At 74.0% G+C, this 19570-nt stretch carries 18 protein-coding genes; 7 read left to right on the forward strand and 11 right to left on the reverse strand.

The features are described from left to right. Positions 1 to 7 precede the first annotated feature (7 nt). The 4 genes from yiaA to Ani05nite_RS12315 form a co-directional block, all read right to left on the reverse strand. Positions 8 to 490 (reverse strand): inner membrane protein YiaA, encoded by a 483-nt coding sequence (gene yiaA / locus Ani05nite_RS12300; RefSeq protein ID WP_203768014.1) that lies wholly within the window; start codon positions 488 to 490, stop codon positions 8 to 10. A 96-nt stretch (positions 491 to 586) separates the two neighbouring features. Further along, positions 587 to 1522: a DUF808 domain-containing protein gene (locus tag Ani05nite_RS12305; RefSeq protein WP_203768016.1), complete on the reverse strand. Its 936-nt coding sequence runs from the start codon at positions 1520 to 1522 to the stop codon at positions 587 to 589. 115 nt (positions 1523 to 1637) lie between these two features. Continuing rightward, positions 1638 to 2480, reverse strand: a complete 843-nt coding sequence (locus Ani05nite_RS12310; protein ID WP_203768018.1) for a sugar phosphate isomerase/epimerase family protein — start codon at positions 2478 to 2480, stop codon at positions 1638 to 1640. Positions 2481 to 2556: 76 nt separating this feature from the next. Further along, on the reverse strand, positions 2557 to 3711 hold the full coding sequence (locus tag Ani05nite_RS12315) for a Gfo/Idh/MocA family protein (RefSeq protein ID WP_203768020.1): 1155 nt from the start codon (positions 3709 to 3711) through the stop codon (positions 2557 to 2559). Positions 3712 to 3812: 101 nt separating this feature from the next. Here Ani05nite_RS12315 and Ani05nite_RS12320 point away from each other — a divergent pair, with 101 nt between their 5' ends. Next, on the forward strand, positions 3813 to 4832 hold the full coding sequence (locus Ani05nite_RS12320) for a LacI family DNA-binding transcriptional regulator (protein WP_203768022.1): 1020 nt from the start codon (positions 3813 to 3815) through the stop codon (positions 4830 to 4832). Between the two features lie 8 nt (positions 4833 to 4840). Here the strand turns inward: Ani05nite_RS12320 and Ani05nite_RS12325 are convergent, their stop codons facing one another. Then, positions 4841 to 5074: a zinc ribbon domain-containing protein gene (locus tag Ani05nite_RS12325; protein ID WP_203768024.1), complete on the reverse strand. Its 234-nt coding sequence runs from the start codon at positions 5072 to 5074 to the stop codon at positions 4841 to 4843. Between the two features lie 63 nt (positions 5075 to 5137). Here Ani05nite_RS12325 and Ani05nite_RS12330 point away from each other — a divergent pair, with 63 nt between their 5' ends. The 5 genes from Ani05nite_RS12330 to Ani05nite_RS12350 all read left to right on the forward strand — a co-directional run bounded on the left by Ani05nite_RS12330 (position 5138) and on the right by Ani05nite_RS12350 (position 11080). Then, positions 5138 to 6322 (forward strand): acyltransferase family protein, encoded by a 1185-nt coding sequence (locus tag Ani05nite_RS12330; RefSeq protein ID WP_203768026.1) that lies wholly within the window; start codon positions 5138 to 5140, stop codon positions 6320 to 6322. A 2-nt stretch (positions 6323 to 6324) separates the two neighbouring features. Continuing rightward, positions 6325 to 7191 (forward strand): DUF6910 family protein, encoded by an 867-nt coding sequence (locus Ani05nite_RS12335; RefSeq protein WP_203768028.1) that lies wholly within the window; start codon positions 6325 to 6327, stop codon positions 7189 to 7191. Positions 7192 to 7226: 35 nt separating this feature from the next. Further along, positions 7227 to 8000: an SDR family NAD(P)-dependent oxidoreductase gene (locus Ani05nite_RS12340; protein WP_203768030.1), complete on the forward strand. Its 774-nt coding sequence runs from the start codon at positions 7227 to 7229 to the stop codon at positions 7998 to 8000. 35 nt (positions 8001 to 8035) lie between these two features. Next, positions 8036 to 9292, forward strand: a complete 1257-nt coding sequence (locus Ani05nite_RS12345) for a saccharopine dehydrogenase family protein (protein ID WP_203768032.1) — start codon at positions 8036 to 8038, stop codon at positions 9290 to 9292. Positions 9293 to 9454: 162 nt separating this feature from the next. Continuing rightward, complete coding sequence (locus Ani05nite_RS12350) at positions 9455 to 11080, forward strand: methyl-accepting chemotaxis protein (protein WP_203768034.1); 1626 nt, start codon at positions 9455 to 9457, stop codon at positions 11078 to 11080. A 13-nt stretch (positions 11081 to 11093) separates the two neighbouring features. Here Ani05nite_RS12350 and Ani05nite_RS12355 read toward each other — a convergent pair whose 3' ends face one another. Further along, on the reverse strand, positions 11094 to 11432 hold the full coding sequence (locus Ani05nite_RS12355; RefSeq protein WP_203768037.1) for a TraR/DksA family transcriptional regulator: 339 nt from the start codon (positions 11430 to 11432) through the stop codon (positions 11094 to 11096). 42 nt (positions 11433 to 11474) lie between these two features. Here Ani05nite_RS12355 and Ani05nite_RS12360 point away from each other — a divergent pair, with 42 nt between their 5' ends. After that, positions 11475 to 12518 (forward strand): DUF6461 domain-containing protein, encoded by a 1044-nt coding sequence (locus Ani05nite_RS12360; protein ID WP_203768039.1) that lies wholly within the window; start codon positions 11475 to 11477, stop codon positions 12516 to 12518. Here Ani05nite_RS12360 and Ani05nite_RS12365 read toward each other — a convergent pair. From Ani05nite_RS12365 to Ani05nite_RS12385, 5 genes are all read right to left on the reverse strand, one after another. Then, positions 12498 to 13682, reverse strand: coding sequence for a serine hydrolase domain-containing protein (locus tag Ani05nite_RS12365; protein WP_203768041.1), 1185 nt, complete (start codon positions 13680 to 13682; stop codon positions 12498 to 12500). The two genes, Ani05nite_RS12360 and Ani05nite_RS12365, sit on opposite strands and share 21 nt — an antisense overlap. A gap of 103 nt (positions 13683 to 13785) precedes the next feature. Next, on the reverse strand, positions 13786 to 15627 hold the full coding sequence (locus tag Ani05nite_RS12370; RefSeq protein WP_203768043.1) for a Xaa-Pro dipeptidyl-peptidase: 1842 nt from the start codon (positions 15625 to 15627) through the stop codon (positions 13786 to 13788). Between the two features lie 75 nt (positions 15628 to 15702). After that, a complete protein-coding gene (locus Ani05nite_RS12375) occupies positions 15703 to 16236 on the reverse strand; it encodes a hypothetical protein (RefSeq protein ID WP_203768044.1) in 534 nt (177 codons plus the stop codon). Next, positions 16233 to 18326, reverse strand: a complete 2094-nt coding sequence (locus Ani05nite_RS41830; RefSeq protein WP_203768045.1) for a galactose oxidase early set domain-containing protein — start codon at positions 18324 to 18326, stop codon at positions 16233 to 16235. The genes Ani05nite_RS12375 and Ani05nite_RS41830 overlap by 4 nt, the downstream gene beginning before the upstream one ends. Next, on the reverse strand, positions 18323 to 19555 hold the full coding sequence (locus tag Ani05nite_RS12385; RefSeq protein ID WP_239129747.1) for a glycosyltransferase: 1233 nt from the start codon (positions 19553 to 19555) through the stop codon (positions 18323 to 18325). The genes Ani05nite_RS41830 and Ani05nite_RS12385 overlap by 4 nt, the downstream gene beginning before the upstream one ends. Positions 19556 to 19570 lie beyond the last annotated feature (15 nt).

Raw genomic sequence — 19570 nt, forward strand, 5'->3', positions numbered from 1 at the left:
CACCGCGTCAGGCCGTCGCCGAGCCGTCGCGCCGGCCGTCCCACCGCTGCACCGCCGGCGGCACGGCGACAGCGTGCGACGGCGCCCGGTCCTGCAGGGCGTCCCGGACGTTCTTCTGCACGGCGACCGCGGCGAACAGCGTCATGGCGAAGGACAGACCGTAGAAACCCTTCTCGCTGAGCGTCATCCCGCTGTTCCAGAGGCCGACCACCAGCATGAGGACGGCCAGGGCCAGCACCGACCACGACAACCCGAGGTAGAGCGCCGAGACGGCGAGCCCCTCGGCCCGGTCCCGCACCGCCTTCTGCAACGAGACCGCGGCGAACAGGCCGAGCACCAGCACGGCGGCGTAGAAGCCCTTCTCGCTCTTGACCATGGAGGCGTTCCACAGCCCGACGGCGAATGTCACCACCCCGAGCAGCAGCGCGGCCCACGAGGCGCCGACGAAGGCGGCGGTGGGCTTGATCGGGGCGGAGGTCTGACTGGTCACGGCGCGCTCCTGGGGTGAGGGTTCGGCGGGGAGCACCAGCCTGCGGCACCCGCGGGCCGGGCGCCTGAGTCGAGGTACTCAGCGCCCGGTGACCGCTCAGGCGGGCGCGGCCCCGGCCTTCCGGCGGCGGCTGACCAGGGTGACGACCGCCACCACCAGCGCGCCGACGATCAGCCCGAGCAGGGCGCTGAAGGCCGTGTTGACGAGCCAGCCGACGAGCCCGCCGAGCGCGCCCGTGGCGTCGTGGGCGGCCTCCTCCACGTGGTGCACCGCCGCGTAGAGCGCGTGCAGGCCGAGCTCGTCCGTGCCGACCAGCAGGATGTGCCCGCCGACCCACAGCATCGCGGCGGTGCCGACGACCGTCAGCGCGGTGAGCACCCGCGGCATCGCCCTCACCAGGCCCCGGCCGAACGACGCGACGGCCCCGGAGAGCTGGGCCAGGCGCAACCCGGCGTCGTCCATCTTCACGATCAGGGCCACAGCGCCGTACACCACCACGGTCATGACCAGGGCGACGACGGCCAGGATGGCCAGCCGCGACCAGAACGGCTCGTCGATCACCTCGTTCAGCGTGATCACCATGATCTCGGCCGACAGGATCAGGTCGGTCCGCACCGCCCCGGACACGAGCGTCTTCTCGTCCTTGCTCTGCTCCTCCGCGCCGTGGGCGTCGTGATGGGCCAGCTTGGCCCACACCTTCTCCGCGCCCTCGTAGCACAGGTAGGCGCCGCCCGCCATGAGGATCGGCGTGAGCAGCCACGGCACGAACTGGCTGAGCACCAGCACGGCCGGCAGGATGATGAGGAACTTGTTGCGCAGCGACCCCACGGCGATGCGCCTGATGATCGGGACCTCGCGCTCGGCGGCCAGGCTCCGCACGTACTGCGGCGTGACGGCGGCGTCGTCGATGACCACACCGGCGGCCTTGGCCCCGGCCTTCGCGGCGGCCGCCCCGATGTCGTCGACGGACGCGGCGGCGGCGCGGGCCAGCACCGCCACGTCATCCAGCAGGGCTACGAGTCCACCGGCCAAGACGGTTCCTTCCAGAAGGTGAGCGGGGTCGTGCCGGCTCATTGTCGCCCACGTACCTGAAAGGGCCGCCCCGGCCGCGGGGCCGGTCAGCGCCACCCACCCGCCCGGCGGAGGCTCAAGGAGCTCGATCGTCCTCCTCCACCGGCGCAGGCAATTCCGCGACATGGCTGCGGTACCCCGCCAGGGCCTCCCGGAGCACGTCCGCCCCCGGCCGCGCCCACACCTCCTCCGCGAACACCTCGACCTCGATCGGCCCGGTGTACCCGGCCGCGTCCACCGCCTCCCGGAACCGGCGCAGCTCGACGCAGCCCGTACCCGGCAGGCCCCGGCCCAGCAGCACCCCGGCCGGCAGCGGCGTGACCCAGTCGGCCACCTGGAAGCAGGCGATCCGCCGTTCCCGCCCGGCCCGGGCGATCTGGTCCCACACCCCGTCGTCCCACCACAGGTGGTACGTGTCGACCACGACCCCGACCGTCTCGGCCGGGTACGGCGCCGCCAGGTCGAGCGCCTGCCTGAGGCTGGCCACCACGCACCGGTCGGAGGCGAACATCGGGTGCAGCGGCTCGACGGCGAGTTGCACGCCGGCGTCCAGCGCGTACGGCACGAGCCGGCCGATCGCCTCGCCCACGTGGGCCCGGGCCGCGTCGATGTCGCGGCTGCCCGCCGGCAGGCCCCCGGACACCAGCACCAGCGCCGGGGCGCCGAGGGTGGCCGCCTCGTCGATCGCGCGTCTGTTCTCCTCCTCCCAGCCGCTCTGCTGGAAGAAGCCGCCGCGGCACAGCGACGTCACGGTCATGCCGGCGTCGCGGATCAGCGCCGCCGCCCGCTCGACGCCGTACGCCTGCACGTCCTCGCGCCACAGCCCGGCGCCGGTCACGCCGGCCTCGGCGCAGCCGGCGACCAGGTCGGGCAGCGGCCAGTGTCTGGTCGTCGCCTGGTTCAGCGAGAAGCGCTTCACGGCCGGGCCACCTTGCCGGCGGCCGGCCCCACCCGGTGCGGCGCCACGGGGCGGCCGCGCCGGTTGAGCCGCGGGGTCACTGCTCCAGCTCCGGCACCTCGACGCGGCGGCCCTCGCGGGCCGACTGCAGGCCGAGCTCGGCGAGCTGCACGCCGCGCGCGCCGGCCCACAGGTCCCAGGTGTACGGCGCGTCCTCGGCGACGTGGCGCAGGAACATCTCCCACTGCGCCTTGAAGCCGTTGTCGAACTCCTCGTTGTCGGGCACCTCCTGCCACTGGTCGCGGAAGGAGTGGGTCAGCGGCAGGTCGGGGTTCCACACCGGCTTGGGGGTGGTGGCCCGGTGCTGGACGCGGCAGTTGCGCAGGCCGGCCACGGCGCTGCCCTCGGTGCCGTCCACCTGGAACTCGACCAGCTCGTCGCGGTTGACCCGGACGGCCCAGGAGGAGTTGATCTGCGCGACCACGCCGCCGTCGAGCTCGAAGATGCCGTACGCGGCATCGTCGGCGGTGGCCTCGTACGGCTCGCCGCGCTCGTCCCAGCGCTCGGTGATGTGCGTGGTGACGTGCGCGGTGACCGCCCGTACCGGCGCGAACAGCTGTTCCAGCACGTAGTGCCAGTGCGGGAACATGTCCACCACGATGCCGCCGCCGTCCGCGGCCCGGTAGTTCCAGCTCGGGCGCTGGGCGGCCTGCCAGTCGCCCTCGAAGACCCAGTAGCCGAACTCGCCGCGGACCGACAGGATGCGGCCGAAGAAGCCGCCGCTGATCAGCCGTTCCAGCTTGCGCAGGCCGGGCAGGAACAGCTTGTCCTGCACCACGCCGTGCTTGACCCCGGCGGCGTCCGCGGCGCGGGCCAGCTCGACCGCGCCGTGCAGGGTGGTGGCCAGCGGTTTCTCGGTGTAGATGTGCTTGCCGGCCGCGATGGCCAGGCCGATGGCCTTCTCCCGCTCGCTGGTCACCTGGGCGTCGAAGTAGATCCGCATGTCGGTACGGGCCAGGGCGGCGCCCAGGTCGGTGGTCCACTCGGTGAGGCCGTGGCGGGTGGCCACGTCGCGCAGCTTGGCCTCGCTGCGCCCGACCAGCAGCAGCTCGGGCCAGAGGACCGAGCCGTCGCGCAGCGGCAGCCCGCCGCTCTCGCGGATGGCGAGCAGGGAGCGGACCAGGTGCTGGCGGTAGCCCATCCTTCCGGTGACACCGTTCATGACGATCCCGATCGGGATGCGAGCGGACATGGGCCAACCCCCTAGGTAAGCGCTTTCCCGGCAGGCTACCGGCGCGCCCACGCCGCAGGCAAGCGGTTGCCCCCGGCGGTTGATGGGCTAGTGTTCTCCGCGTGGCGACTCTCGCGGACGTCGCGCGGCGGGCCGGGGTCTCGACCGCGACCGTGTCCCGCATCATCAACAACAGCCCCAAGCCGGTCGCCGACGCGCTGCGCGAGCGCGTCCTCGCGGCCGTCGCCGAGCTGCAGTTCGTCCCCAACGCCAACGCGCAGCAGCTGGCCCGGGCGGACCGCACCGCGGTCGGCGTGATCGTCCACGACGTCTCGGACCCGTACTTCGCCGAGATCACCCGCGGCCTGCAACGGGTGGCCACCGACCACGGCCGGCTGGTCATCATCTGCAACAGCTACCGCGACCCGGAACGCGAACTGGCCTACGTGGACCTGCTGCACGCCCACCAGACCGCCGCGATCGTGCTGGCCGGCTCCGGGTACGTCGACGCGCCGATCACCGCCCGGCTGGACGGCAAGCTGCGGCTCTACCAGAGCACCGGCGGCCGGGTCTCGGTGATCGGCCGGCACGAGCACGCCGGCGACGCCGTGGTGCCGGAGAACGAGCCCGGCGGCTACCTGGCCGGCGACGCCCTGTACCGGCTCGGCCACACGGCCATCGGCGTCATCGCCGGGCCGCGGCACCTGACCACCACCACCGACCGCCTGGCCGGGCTGCGCCGCGCGGCCAAGGAGCACGGGCACCGGCTCGGCGCCCGGCAGGTGGTCTACGCCGACTTCGACCGCAACGGCGGGGCGGCGGCGGCCGCGACCCTGCTGGCGCAGAACCCCGGCCTGACCGCCATCGCGGCGCTGAACGACTCGATGGCCGTGGGCGCCCTGGCCTGCCTGCGGGAACGGGGCATCGACGTGCCGGGCGAGATGAGCCTGATCGGCTTCGACGACATGCCCATCTCGGTCGACGTGACGCCGCCGCTGAGCACCGTACGGCTGCCGCTGGAGGAGATCGGCGTGCGCGCCATGACGCTGGCGCTGCGCGAGGGCGACCGCGACGGCCCGCTGGTCGAGCACGCCGCCGCGAAGCTGGTGCTGCGGGGCAGCACCGGCGCGCCGCGCGGCTGACCGGGGTCCTAGACCGCCAGCCGGTCCGCCTCGCGCGAGTCGACCTGCTGCGTGACGCCGCAGTTGGTGCACTGCAGGTAGTAGCGGGCCGGCCGGACCGGGAACAGCGGGATGAAGAACAGGCTGAACTTCGTGGTGACCCGGATCAGCACCTGCGCCACGGTCGCGCCGCAGTAGGCGTGCAGCAGGGTGGGCGCGGCCAGCCGGCGCTCCGAGGACTTGAGACCGAAGATGAGGAACACGGTTCGACGGTACCCAGCGGGCGCGTTCCCAAGCCCCGCGCCGCCCGTGATCTGATCAACGGCATGACCGCGCCGCCCGCCCGGCGCACCGCGCTGGACGTGGTGCGCATCGTCGTCGTCATCGGCCTGGTGTTCTTCCACGCCGCCCTGGTCTTCGACGCCACCGACGACTACTACGTCAAGAACGCCGAGACGACCGGGGTGACCACGGTGCTGGCCGGGCTCGGCGTGGTCTGGGCGATGCCGCTGCTGTTCGTGGTGGCCGGCATCGGCGCCCGGTACTCGCTGGCCCGGCGCGGCCCGGGCGGCTTCGCCCGGGAGCGGTTGTTGCGGCTGGGCGTGCCGCTGGTGGTGGCGACGCTCACCATCGTCCCGGTGCCGCCGTGGCTGCGCCTGCGCGGCCAGGCCGGCTACGACGGGAGCTACCTGGAGTTCCTGCCGCGGTTCTTCGCCGTGCGGTTCGCCCCCGGGGACTTCCCGTTCGTGCTGCGCGGCGAGGTGTTCGAGACCGGGCACCTGTGGTTCGTCGTGCTGCTGCTGGCGTACTCGCTGATGCTCGCGGCCGTGGTGGCCCGCCTCCCCGAGGGACCGCGCCGCCGCGCCGTCGATGCCGCCGCCGCCGCGGCGGGCCGGGCCGGGGTCGTGCTGCTGCCCGCGCTCCCCCTCGCGGCGGTCGGGGTGCTGCTGGGCCTGGAGGAGGGGCTGGGGGCGTGGAGCCGGTGGGCCTACGTGCTCTTCTTCCTGTACGGCTTCGTGCTCGCCACCGACGAACGCTTCGGGGCCGCCCTGCGCCGCCACGCCCGGGTCGCCGCCGTCCTGGCCGTGGTCGCGTTCGCGGCGAGCGCACCGGGCTTCGCCACCGCCGGCACGGACCTGTTCACCGGCATGGCGCCGCTGGCGGTGGTCTCGCGGGCGCTGTTCAGCGTGTCCGGCTGGTGCGCGCTGGTCGCCATCCTGGGCCGGCTCGACCGCCCGCGGGAGCCCCTCGCCCGGGCGGCGCCGACGCCGGCCGGCCGGGCCCGGCTCCTCGCCTACCTCGGCGCGGCGGCGCTGCCGTTCTACGTGCTGCACCAGCCGATCGTGGTGGCGGTGGCCTACCTGGTCGTGCCGGGGCACGCGCCGATCATCGTCGAGTACGCGGTCATCGTGGCGATTTCGCTGGTCCTCACGTTCGTGGCGTACGACATCCTGGTGCGGCGGACCCGGATCACCCGGCTGCTGTTCGGCATGCGCGCGGAGAGGACCTGACCATGCTCGTCGAGGTGGAGCACGACACCCCGCTGCGGTTCGCCACCGGCGCGCCGGTCCGGGCGGCCTCGGCCATCGCGGCGTTCGGCGACGGCTGGCTGGTCGCGCAGGACGACGCCACGCACGCGGCCTGGCTGCGGCCCGCCGGGGTGACCGCGGTCCGGGTCAGCGAGCCGGTCGAGGGGCACGACACCTTCGCCGCGGCCGAGGGCACCAAGCACCTCAAGCCGGACTTCGAGGCGGCGGTCGCGGTGGACGGCGGGGTGCTGCTGCTCGGCTCGGGCTCCACCGCCCGCCGGATGCGCGCCTCCCTGGTGACCGCGCCCGGCGCCTTCACCACCCTGGATCTGACGCCGGTCTACCGGCAGGTCGCCGCGGCCCTCGGCGTGCCGGCCGACCGGCTCAACCTGGAGGGCGCGGCCCGGGCCGGGGGACGGCTGCGCTGGTTCCAGCGGGGCAACTCGGCCGCCGGGGTGCCGTCCGCGGCGGTCGACGTGGACCTGTCCGCCCTGCTCGGCGCCGGCCCGGTCGCGGTGGGCGACCCGCGGCGCTACGACCTGGGCACGGTCGGCGGGGTGGCGCTGGCGATCACCGACGCGGTGGCCCTGCCGGACGGCCGGATGCTGGTGTCCGCCGCCGCCGAGGACACCCCGAACGCGGTCGACGACGGGCCGGTGGTCGGCGCCGCCCTCGCGCTGCTGGACGACGAGCGGGTGCTCGCGGTGGCCGCGGTGCCCGGCGGGCCGTACAAGATCGAGGGCCTGGCCGTGCGCGCCGCCGGGCCCGCCGGGGCGTCGCTGGTCGCGGTGGTCGACGCCGACGACCCGCTGGCCCCGTCCCGCCGGCTCGACCTCCGGATCGGCTGGTGATGTTCAGCGCGGCGCCACGAGGGAAGCAGGAGGACATGGCGACGATATTGGTGACCGGGTCCAGCGACGGCATCGGACGGCAGACCGCAGACACGCTCGCGGCGCAGGGCCACCGCGTGGTGCTGCACGCCCGCAACGAGGAACGCGCCGCGCAGGCCCGGGCGGCGGTGCCGCGGGCCGCGGCGGTGGTGCGCGGGGACCTGACCTCCCTGGCGGAGACCCGGGAGCTGGCCGACCGGGCGGCGGCGCTGGGCCCGTACGACGTGGTGATCCACAACGCCGGGGTGGGCGGGGGCCAGGACGCGCCCGTGCGCACCGGGGACGGGCTGGAACGGATCTTCCAGGTCAACGTGCTGGCGCCGTACGTGCTCACCGCGCTGATCCCGTGGCCGTCCCGGCTGGTGTACCTGACCTCCGGGCTGGAGTCCGGCGGCGTGCCCCGCCTGGACGACCTGCAGTGGCGGGAGCGCGACTGGCACGGCATGCAGGCGTACAGCGACTCGAAGCTGTACGACGTGCTGCTGGCCTTCGCGGTCGCCCGGCGCCGGCCGCAGACCCTGAGCAATGCCGTCGACCCGGGCTGGATCCGGACCCGGATGGGCGGGCCCGGCGCGACCGACGAGCTGCCGGCCGGCGCCGAGACGCAGATCTGGCTGGCCACCGCCGACGAGCCGGCGGCCCGGGTGTCGGGCCGGTACTTCAAGCGCCGGCGGGAGCTGCGGGCCAACCCGGCGGCGTACCGGGAGGACCTGCAGGAGGAGCTGCTGGCCGCCTGCGCCGAACTCTCCGGGGTCAAGCTGCCCGGGTGAGCGGGTCCGGGCGCCGTGCCGGAGAATGATCGACCATGAGTGATCCCACCTCCCCCCGGGTCCGCGACCTCGACATCGTCGTCTACGGCGCCACCGGCTTCGTCGGCGTGCTGGTGGCCGGGCACCTCGCCGCGCACGCGCCGGCCGGCACCCGGATCGCCCTGGCCGGGCGGTCCGCCGAGCGGCTGGCGGCGGTCCGTGCCCGGCTCGGGGTGGACTGGCCGGTCATGGTGGCCGACGCCGCCGACGCCGAGGCGGTCGAGCGCCTGGCCGGGGCGGCACACGTCGTGATCACCACCGTCGGCCCGTACGCCAAGTACGGCCGGGCCCTGGCCCATGCGTGCGCCGCCGCCGGCACCGACTACGTCGACCTGACCGGCGAGGTGCTCTTCGCCCGGGCCAGCGCGGACCAGAACCACGAGCTCGCCCGGTCGACCGGGGCCCGGATCGTGCACTCGTGCGGCTTCGACTCGATCCCGTCGGACATCGGCGTGCACGTGCTGTGGGAGCGCGTGCGGGCCGACGACGCGGGCGAGCTGACCGCAACCACGCTGGTCGTGACCAGCGCGAAGGGCGGGTTCAGCGGCGGCACCATCGACTCCATGCGCCACCAGCTCGACGTGCTGAGGAAGGACCGGTCGCTGCGCCGGCTGGCCGCCAGCCCGTACTCGCTGAGCCCGGCGCGGGCCGAGGAGCCCGATCTGGGCCGGCAGGACGACATGGTCACGCTGCGCGGCGAGCAGGTGGACCCGTCGCTGCGGGGCAGCCTGGGCCCCTTCGTGATGGCGTCCTACAACACCCGGGTGGTGCGGCGCAGCAACGCGCTGCGCGGCTACGCGTACGGCCGGGAGTTCCGCTACCGCGAGGCGATGAGCGTGGGCACGTCGCCGCTGTCGCCGGTGCTCGCCGCGGGCCTCAAGGCCGGGCTGGGCGCGCTGGTCGTCGGCCTGTCCCTGCCGCCCACCCGGTTCGTGCTGGACCGGATCCTGCCCAAGCCCGGCGCCGGCCCGGGCGAGAAGGCCCGCCGCGAGGGCCACTTCACCATGGACCTGTTCACCCGGACCAGCACCGGCGCCCGCTACACGGCCCGGTTCCGCGCCCAGGGCGATCCCGGTTACGCGGCCACCGCGGTCATGCTCGGCGAGTCGGCGCTGGCGCTGGTGCTGAACCGCGCGGAGCTGCCCACCACCGGCGGCGGCGTGCTCACCCCGGCCACCGGCATCGGGGACGCGCTGGTCACCCGGCTGCGCGCGGCGGGGGTCGAGATCTCGGTACGGCGGCTCGACCCCTGAGCGGCGCCGCGGATGCATGGTCCAGCCCCGGGCAAATTGCCGAAGTCGGCCCCCTCCGCCGCCCCCGCTGGCAATAGTGAGCATGCGGACGGCGCGGGGCCGGCCGCGAGGCGGGCCCGGCCCGGCTGGGTCAGCCTCACCTGCACCGGAAAGAAGACCGGCATGACCACGCTGACCGCCTCGGAGACGCCTGCCCGCGGACGACCGTCGCTCGCCGACCTCAGCGTCAACGTCAAGGTCCTCACCGCGGTGGCCCTCGCCGCCCTCGTGGCCCTGATCGTCGGCGTCAACGGCATCCGGTCGCTGAGCGCGGCCAGCGACTCCGCGCAGCAGATCTACCGCAGCAACGTGGCCAGCATCAAGGCCGTCGGCACCCTCAAGACGGCGGCCAGCCAGGCCCGGACCGACCTGGCCAACCAGGCGCTGTCCCCCGACGAGGCCTCGGTCACCAAGTTCACCCAGGCCTATCTGGCGGACCTCGGGACCTTCGACACCGCGATGAAGGCCTACCGCGACAGCATGCCGGCCGGCGACCCCGCCGTCATCGACCGGCTCGAGACCACCTGGTCGACGTACGGCAAGGTGGGCCAGGAGAAGATGCTGCCGGTGGGCGCGAAGAACGACCTGGCCACCTGGTCCCGGCTGCGCGACACCGAGACCTTGCCCCTGATCAAGACGATGTACGCCGACCTCGCCACGCTCGACCAGACCGAGACGGCCGACGCCGCCCGCAACGCCGCCACGGCCCGGGACGGCTACGAGTCCAGCCGCCTGACGGCGATCCTCACGCTGACCATCGGGGTGCTGCTCGCCCTGGCCCTGGGGGCGCTGGTGGCCCGGCGGATCGTGCAGGCGCTGACCAAGGTCAAGGTGGTCTGCGAGGCCCTGGCCGCCGGCGACCTGACCCGGACCAGCGGCCTCACGTCCCGCGACGAGCCCGGCCGGATGGGCCAGGCCCTGGACGCCGCCGTGGGCCGGCTCCGGCAGACCGTCACCACCATCGACGGCTCCGCCGCGTCCCTGGCCAGCGCCACGGAGCAGATGACCGGCACGGCGACCCAGATCGCCGCCTCGGCCGAGGAGACCTCCGCCCAGGCCCAGACCGTGTCGGCCGCGGCCGAGCAGGTGTCCCGCAGCGTCGAGACCGTCTCCGCCGGCAGCGAGGAGATGGGCGCCTCGATCCGGGAGATCTCCCAGAACGCCACCGAGGCCGCCCGGGTCGCCGCCGAGGCCGTCAGCGTCACCGCCGCCACCTCGGCCACCATGGGCAAGCTCGGCGAGTCCTCGGCCGAGATCGGCAACGTCATCAAGGTCATCACCTCGATCGCCGAGCAGACCAACCTGCTCGCGCTCAACGCCACCATCGAGGCCGCCCGGGCCGGCGACGCCGGCAAGGGCTTCGCGGTGGTCGCCAGCGAGGTCAAGGACCTGGCCCAGGAGACCGCCCGCGCGACCGAGGACATCTCCCGCCGGGTCGAGGCCATCCAGAGCGACACCAGCGGGGCGGTCGCGGCGATCGAGGGCATCTCCGCGGTCATCGCCCGGATCAGCGACTTCCAGACCACCATCGCCTCCGCGGTGGAGGAGCAGACGGCCACCACCGCCGAGATGAACCGCAGCGTGGGCGAGGCCGCGGGCGGCACCGGCGAGATCGCGCAGAACATCACCGGCGTCGCCGAGGCCGCGCGGCTGACCGCCCAGGGCGTCGCGCAGACCCAGCAGGCCACCGCCGAGATGGCCCGGATGTCGACCGAGCTCAGCGGCCTGGTCTCCACCTTCCGCTTCTGAGCCGCGGCCGGGCTCAGGCCCGGCCGGCGCAGGCGACGCAGGTCGTGGCGAAGGGCCGGGCGGCGAGGCGTTCCTCCGGGATCGGCTCGCCGCACCGCGCGCAGCCGCCGTAGGTGCCGGCCGCCGAGCGCTCCAGGGCGCCGTCCAGGTCGGTGATCCGGCGCCGGCCGGCGGCCAGCAGGGCGGTGAGCTGCGCCCGCTCGAAGGCGATGGTGCTGCCCTCCGGGTCGTGCTCGTCGTCGGCGTTCGAGCTGCGCGAGGCCTCGAACAGCGCGGCCAGCTCGGCGTCCAGCCGATCCACCTGCTCCTGCGCCTCCGCCCGCAGGCGCCGCAGGGTCTCGTCGCGGCCCATCCCCCGACGATACGGGGGCGCGGACGCCTATGCTCCCCACCTGTGGACGACCTCGCGCACGCCCGGGCGCTCGGCGACGAGCTGGGCGGGACCTTCTGTCTGACCTACCTGAAGGGCGTCGACGCCCCGGCGGCGCTGCGCCGGCTGGGCGGTTGCCCGGAGACCGTCCGGGAACGCACCGGCGCGGAGCTGACCGCGTCCCCCCGGCTCGCCGCGGCCGTGCGGCTCGGGGCCTGGTCGGTCGTGATCGAGCCCGGCGGCGCCCTCGGCGCCGACCGGGCGCTGCTGGAGGCCGCGTCGCGGGGCGCCGCCGCGGTCTGTGTGTCGCGGCACGCCGGGGCGGCCGGGCACTTCGCGTACGCCGTCGACGGCACGACGGTCACCGGCTTCGACCCGGCCTATCCGGCCGAGGAGACCGTCTGGGGGTCGGACCCCGGGATGCTGCGGCGCCTGATGGACGCCCTCGGCCTGCGACCGCCGTCCGACGAGTCGGAGCGCACCTGGGAGGACGCGGAGGCGCGGGCGATCGTCCTCGCCCAGCGGATCACCGGGGTGCGGCTGCCCGAGCGGCCGCTGCGGACCGCGCTGGTCTCGGCCGAGCTGGAACCGTGGTTCGTCACCCCGGCGTCCCGGGGCGACCTGCTGCGGGCGCGCCGGCGCGACCCGGACACCGCGGAACTGGTCGCCGCGGCCGAGACCGCCGGCGCCGAGCGGCAGCGGGCGGTCGCCGTGGCCGAGGTACGCCGGCAGGCAGCCGTGCTCGGCCTCGCCGACACCCCGGGCCTCACGCCGGCCCTGGACGCCGGCCACCCGATCGAGGTCGGGTCGCCGCTCGGCGCCCGGGTCCGGGGCTGGCTGGCCACGGTCCGGCAGGGCGCGGAGCACCCGGACCGGCTGACCGAGCAGGAGCGCGCGCACGCCGCCGGGCTCGGCTGGTTCCTCGGCGCGCTGCGCGGGCGGTCGGACCCGGATCCGCGGGTGGCGCTGCTCGCCGCGCTGAAGCCGTACGCGTCGGGCCTGCCCGGCCTCGCCGACGGGCCGGCCCGGGCCGCGGTGCTGGCGGCGCTACGCGACCAGGCTCACTGACCGGCCGCTGAGCCGGGCGGTGACGGCCTGCAGGGCCGCGACGGTCTCCCGGTCCCGGTCGGGGTCGTCCTCGGTCGGCCAGGCGCTGCACTTGACGATCACCACGTCCGCCGCCGGGTCGACGAACAGGTACTGCCCGTGCACGCCGAGGCCGGTGAACGCGCCGCCGTCCAGGGTCCACCACTGGTTCGCGTACCCGTAGTGGTCGTAGCCGCTCGGGCCGAGCGCGCCGACCGCCAGGTGCGGCACGTCCCGGACGCCGGCGCGGCGCACCCAGTCCCGCGGGATGATCTGCTCGCCGTCGAGCACCCCGTCGCGGGCCATCAGCAGCCCGAGGCGGGCCACGTCGCGGGCCGTCGCGTTGAACGAGCCGCCGCCGATCGCCGTCCGCGGCCGCGAGCGGGAGAGCCAGTAGTAGGCGTCACGGTCGGCGCCGAGCCGGCTCCAGAGGCGCTCGGCGGCGTACCGGGCCAGGGACATGCCGGTGGCGGCCTCCAGGACCCAGCCGATGAGCTGCGCGTCCAGCGTCGAGTAGTTGAAGTGCTGCCCCGGCGCCGCGTGGCGCCGGGCGGAGCGCAGCACGTCCTCGACGCTGCCCCGGCCCAGGCAGGCCTCCTCGAAGCGCTTGATGTCGGTGCCGGGCACGTCCCACGCCTCGAGGTCGCCGACCCCGCTGGTCATCGCGAGCAGGTCGGCCAGGGTCGCGTCGGCGTAGGCCGTGCCGGCGAAGTCGGGCCGGTAGTCCGTGACCCGGTCGGTCACCGCGCCGATCGCCCCCTCGGCCAGGGCGATGCCGACCAGCATCGAGGTGAGCGACTTGGACAGGGAGAACAGCTGGAACCGCGAGCGCGGGCCGGCGAAGGCCCCGGGGTACGACTCGTGCACGAGCGCGCCGCGGTGCAGCACCACGAAGGCCGTGGTGAAGGTCCGCCGGTGCAGGTCGGCCAGGCTCAGCTCGGCGCCGTCGAACCGGTACGTGAGCGCCAGCTCGCGGTGCCGGTCGGGCAGCGGCCGGTGCAGCGGGCCGCGGGCGACGCGCTCGGTGGGCAGCAGCCAGTTCATGTGGGTGAAGGTCCACTCGTTGAACGGGCGCCGCATGATCAGGTCCCCCTGGCGTGCGAACCAGGAGGGAGCCGGTACGTCGTGGTCGATGACACTGGTCATGGCAGCCCCCGCTGTCCCCTTGACGGTGCGTACGCGATGCGTGACGCCTCGGACAGGACTACGGCGTGGATCTGCCGATCGTTCGGACCTTCCCGAAAAAGTTTCAGCGGGCCAGCGGGAGCACCACCCGGGACACGCCGAGCCGGACGCCGACCGTGGTGCCGGCCGGGTAGCGCAGGGTGTGGTCGCGCTCGGTGGAGATCAGCACCAGGCCGATCCGGTGGCCGGCCGCGAACACGTGGTCCTCGGTCTGCAGATCCCAGCTGAACGTGTACGCCTTCCCGGCGCGTACCGGGGTGCTGCGGGCCGCGGACAGCCGGTTGCGCACGTCCAGCCAGCCCCGGGTGACGATCTCCGAGGCGGTCGGCGCGGTGACGTACTCCCGGCGGTTGAAGCAGCCCGGGTCGCCGGGGATGCCGGGGCCCACGCAGTCCTGCTCGGGCCGCGAGCGCAGGCCGGCATAGCGCTCGGCCGGCCCGTAGTCGACCAGCAGGGCGGTCAGGTACGGCGACGCGCCGGCCAGGTCGGCCCGGACGGTGACCGTCGGCGTCCCGGACAGCCGGGTCTCGCGGGTCAGCGGCGCGGACAGGTAGGCCAGCCGGTTGGGGTCGGCGCCGAGCCCGTCGCCGGCGAGCTGCTCGGCGGTCCGCGCCGGGTCGTCCACGAACGACTCGCGGGTGCCGGAGCCGGACGGGGCGCCGCCCAGCGTGCCGCCGGCGCCGGGGAACATCGGGGTGGGCCGGGTGCCCGGGACCGGCCAGGTGCGCGACGTGCGCCAGACGGTCGGCGCGACCTCGACGTCGGCCATCGGCTCCCGCATGATCCCCGTGTCGATCTTGTAGAGCCAGAAGTCGAACCAGCGGTGCAGCGTGCTCAGCCACTCCGCGCGGCGGACGTTGAACGGGTCGGTGTGCCCGGCCTGGTGCAGCCAGATCTTGCGGGGCACGTGCCGCCGCGCCAGCGCGGCCCACCACTGCCCGGCCTGGCCGGTCCGGACGTTGTCGTCGTGCAGCCCGTGCACCAGCAGCACGCTGGCCCGCACCTTGGCCACGTCGCGCAGGTAGTTCCGCTCGGCCCAGTAGGCGTTGTAGTCGCCGGTGACCCGGTCCTGGTCGCGTTCCAGCGCGGCCATGACGTCGGCGCAGACCTCGGGGTGCTCCCGGGTCAACACCGCCTTGGCCAGCACGTCCGTGTCCTCGCCCTGGAAGCCCCCGGGCGCGACGACGCCGCCGTTGGCGCGGTAGTAGTCGTACCAGCTGGAGATGCCGGCGATGGGCACGATGGTCTCCAGGCCGCGCACGCCGGTGGCGGCGACGGCGTTGGGCAGCGTGCCGTTGTAGGAGACGCCGATCATGCCGGTGCGCCCGGTCGACCAGCCGGCCGCCACCGGGGCCCCGGCGGCGTCGAAGGCGGCGGCGCGCCCGTTGAGCCAGTCGACGACCGCCTTCATGCCGAGCGTCTCGTTGCGCCCGCCCGAGGTGGGGCAGCCGTCCGAGCCGCCGGTGCCGAGGCTGTCGGCGAAGACCACCGCGTAGCCGCGGGGCACGAAGTAGTTGTCCAGGTAGCCGGCGAACGTGATGGTCTCGGCCGCCCGGTCCGCGCCGGCCACCGCGCCGCGGCGCGCGCCGGGCGCGTCGCGGTCGATGTCGTCGTGGTTCGGTACGTCGTTGAGCCCCGCGTAGTACGGGCTGGCCTGGAAGATCACCGGCACCCGGGCGTCGGTCCGCGGCCGGATGATGCGGACGGCCACCCGGTCCGGGGCGCCGTCCGCGTCACTGTCCACCGTGGTCTGCACCCACACCTGCTCGCGGACGGCCTGGGTGTAGTCGTACACCGGCTCGGTGCCGGCAGCGGGCGCGGCCTGCGCCACAGCAGCCCCGGCGACCACCGTGAGCAGGGCGGTGCCGGCGGTCAGAGCCCGCACCAGGAATCGGACGGATCGCATCGAGGGACGCCTCCGGCACTCGGGGACCAGATGTTGGGACGAACCCTATCGTCTCCCGTCGATGCGCGGGGACCCTCAGTCGTCGCAGGCGATCCCGTTGCCGTCCCTGTCGAGCCGCTGCCGGTCGGTGGCGGCCACCTTCAGGTTCTTGAAGCCGTGCCCGGCCAGCCAGGCGCATTTGTCCGTGGTGCCGGCCGGGAACGTCCACGGCACGCACTGGGTGATCCCGCCGTAGTTGTGGTCGCAACCGTCGACATTGGGCCGTACGTAGTGGGTCCCGGTCGGGGACGGCAGCGGCTTGAGCGGCTTCACCCCCGGCTGGCCGGCGTAGTTCTGCACGAACGGCGCGGCGACCGGCTCCGCCGGGCCGCCGGCTCCGGCCGCCGGCGCCGAGGTCTCCGCGGGGGCGGCGGCGCTCGGCGTGACCGGCGCCGCCGCGGACGGGCCGGCGGCCAGGCCCGGCCAGGTGCTGTCCGTCGGCCGGGGGGCCGCCGCGGCCACCGGGGACGCGTGCTCCCCCGGCGCCGCGACGAACCAGATCCCGGCGGCCCCGACGCCGAGCACCCCGAGCACGGCCAGCACGAGCAGGCCGCGGCGCGGGCCCGTCACTGGACCTGCACCCACTGGGCGACCGACGGGACGCCGTTGGTGCCGACCACGTAGAGCATGTACCAGCCGGGCGGAGCCAGGTTGGGGTTGCTCGTCAGGTTGAGGCCGATGGTGGTGCCGGTGACGGTCATCGGCAGGTCGACGTAGCGCTGGTTCGGGTCGCTGGAGTGGGTCACGGCCTCCGGGCGGATCAGCGCGGCCTTGAGGATCGGGCCGTCCACGGTGATCTGCTTGGTGGTGCCGTACGCCCACTGGCTGCCGGCCATGCTCAGGATCTGCGGCCGCCCGCCCTTGAACAGGTACGGCGGCGAGTACACCGAGATCCGCATGTCGAACGTGCCGTCGCCGGGGTTGTCGCCGACGGACATGACGCGCCCGTCCGGCAGCAGGAACGCCGACGAGTGGTAGCCGCGCGGCACCGGGTCGGTGGCCATGCCCGCGGTGAACGTGTTGGTCGCCGGGTTGAACATCGACGCCTCGTACACCGGGTCGGCCCGGTTGTGCAGGGCGCCGCCGGTCTCGAAGACCTTGCCGTCGGGCAGCAGCACCGCGGACACGTACATCTTGCCCTGGGTGGCCGTCTGCGCGACGCCGCCGGTCATCTTGCCGCTGGGCAGCAGCGGGCCGGCCTGGTAGACCGGGGTGGCCTGCTTGAGGTCGATCAGGTCGGTGAGCCGGTTGGCGTCCGGGTTGCTGTCGATGTTGCCGCCGCCGAGGGTCAGCACCCGCTGGTCCTGGGCCGGGGGCAGCAGCACGCTCATCGACTGGTCGCGCTCGTCCTTGCGCTGCAGGCCGGTGACCGGGGTGATGGTGTTGGCCTGGTAGTCGTAGATCGACGAGCCGGTGCCGGGCAGGCCGTTGCCGAAGACGTGGCTGCCGGTGTAGAACAGCCGGCCGTCCTGCATCAGCACCATCGACGGGTACAGGCCCCAGAAGCTCCAGGTCTGGTTGGCCTCGTTGAGACCCAGCCAGCGCTGCTCGCTGCTCTTGAAGTACTGCGTCGCGACCGTGCCGCCGGAGTCCTCACCGAGGCCGCCCAGCGAGATGACGTCGCCGTTGCCCAGGACGGTGGCCGACGGGTACCAGGAGCCGGCGGTCATGTCGTTGACCTTGGTGTACGCCATCGTGTCGGGGTCGAAGATGTACGAGTCCTTCAGGCCCTTGTAGCCGTGGCTGCCGTCGGCCGCCGGGTAGTCCTTGTTGCCGCCCATGATCAGCACCCGGCCGTCGGCCAGCTGGACGTGCCCGGAGCAGAACAGGTCGGCCGGGGTCGCCACATTGGTGAACGAGCCGGTGCGCGGGTTGTAGACCGCGGTGGTGAAGGTGCCGGCGGCGAACGCGGCCGGGTCGTTGCCGGAGCCGGCGACCAGCAGCACGTTGCCGTTCTTGAGCACCACGGCGTGGATGCCGCGCACCGGCGAGTTGAACGGCATGACCTGCCAGGCGCCGGCGGTGCAGGCGGCGCCGGCGCTGCACGAGGTGCCGGGCGCGGCCTGCGTCGCGTCCACCATGGCGTAGTCGTCGGTCTGCAGCGTGCCGACGCCGTAGATGGTGACGCCCCAGACGATCTGGTCGGTGTTGGCCGGCACCGGCGGGGTGCGGACCGTCTTCTGCTTCCAGGCGGTGGTGGTGGTCAGCGTGGCCAGGTCGGTCCAGTACACCCAGCCCTGGGCGACGTCGTGGCGGAACATCGTCATGACCGTGTTCGGGGTGGTGGTCTTGTACCAGGCCGACACGTCGTACTGGTGGCCCGGCGTCACGTTCGGCGCGCAGGACGGGTTCTCCAGCATCAGCGCCTTGCGGTCCCCGCTGGTGATCTTCGAGACGGTGACCTTCATGGCGTTGGTCCCGCTGTGCGGCGCGGTGTGCGTCACCTCGTAGGTGTGGGTGCTGTCGCCCCAGCCGGACTGCTCCCAGCAGACCGGGAAGCCGGTGGCGTCGACCACCTCCAGGCCGGGGTTGCTCAGCAGGTTGGCCCCGGCGAACGACTTGCCGGGCACCGCGAGCACCAGGACCAGCGTGATGACGATGAGCTGGGCGATCCGGGCGCGGTCGCGCCGGCTGAACAGGGGAAGGGGACGGCGGCTCATGCGTTCTCCCGTACGGCGGGCTGGGGCTTGGCCCGGTAGATGACCTTGTCGAGGATCCCGAAGCGCACGACGAAGGACGTCACGAGCGTCATCAGGTTGGCGATCAGCACGCCGACGTGCGCGCCGTCGACGAGCAGGGCGAGCAGCGGGATCCGCAGCAGCAGGTCGGCGTTGCCCAGCACGAAGAAGCGGCTCATCCGGCCGGCCAGGCTGCGGTGCCGGCGGTTGCGGTACAGCAGGGTGTCGGTCAGGGCGAAGTTCCACCCGACCGCGACCAGGTTGGCCAGCACCGCCGCCGGCAGGTAGTGCACCCCGGCGACGTGGGCCAGCAACCACAGCGCGAGCTGGTTGGGCAGCAGGCCGGACAGGCCGATCAGGGCGAAGGCCAGCATCCGGGTCCGCGCGGCGCCGACCCGCAGGATCGCCAGGTGCTTGAGGAAGCGCACGCCCTCGGCCATCGTGGACTTGGACTCCCCGGCGTGCCGGGGCTGGAAGGTGTACGGCACCTCGACGATGCGGCCCGGGCGGTTGCGGACCACCAGCTCCAGCAGCACCTTGTAGCCCAGCGGGCGCAGCTCGTCGACCTGCAGCGAGCTCGTGCGCACCGCGAACAGCCCGCTCATCGGGTCGCTGACCTGCAACAGGGTGTTGCGGAAGAGCAGCTTGGTGAAGAGCGTGGAGCCGCCGGAGATGAGCTTGCGGTAGCCGTCGGAGAGCCCGTCCTTGGCGCCGCCGCCGGCGTACCGGGTGCCGATCACCAGGTCGGCGCCGTCGCGCAGGCCGGCCGCGATGAGGTCGGGGACGACCTCCGGCGGATGCTGCAGGTCGGCGTCCATCACCACGATCCAGGCGCCCCGGGCCAGCCGCATGCCCTCCACCACCGCGCCGCCGAGCCCGCCGGCGCCGTGCTCCCGGTGGTGCACGGTGATCGGGATCGGGAAGGTGGACGCCGCCGCCCGGATCACGTCCGGGGTGTCGTCGGTGCTGTCGTCGACGAAGACGATCTCGGTGTCGCTCTCCGGCAGCACCGCGGCCAGCCGGTCCAGCAGCGCGCCGATGTTCCCGCGCTCGTTGAAGGTCGGGATGACGATGGTCTGCCGCAGCGCCGTGGCCACCTGCACCTGGCCGATCGCGCCGGCCATCCTCGACACCCGGGCCTGGCCGACGGCGGGGGGCATCCGCGACACCGCGGCTCGGCCGATCGAGCGGTCACCCGTGGTGAGCGTCATGGCTGGTCCTCCTTT

It is taken from the genome of Actinoplanes nipponensis, assembly GCF_016862275.1.
Lineage (GTDB): Bacteria > Actinomycetota > Actinomycetes > Mycobacteriales > Micromonosporaceae > Actinoplanes > Actinoplanes nipponensis.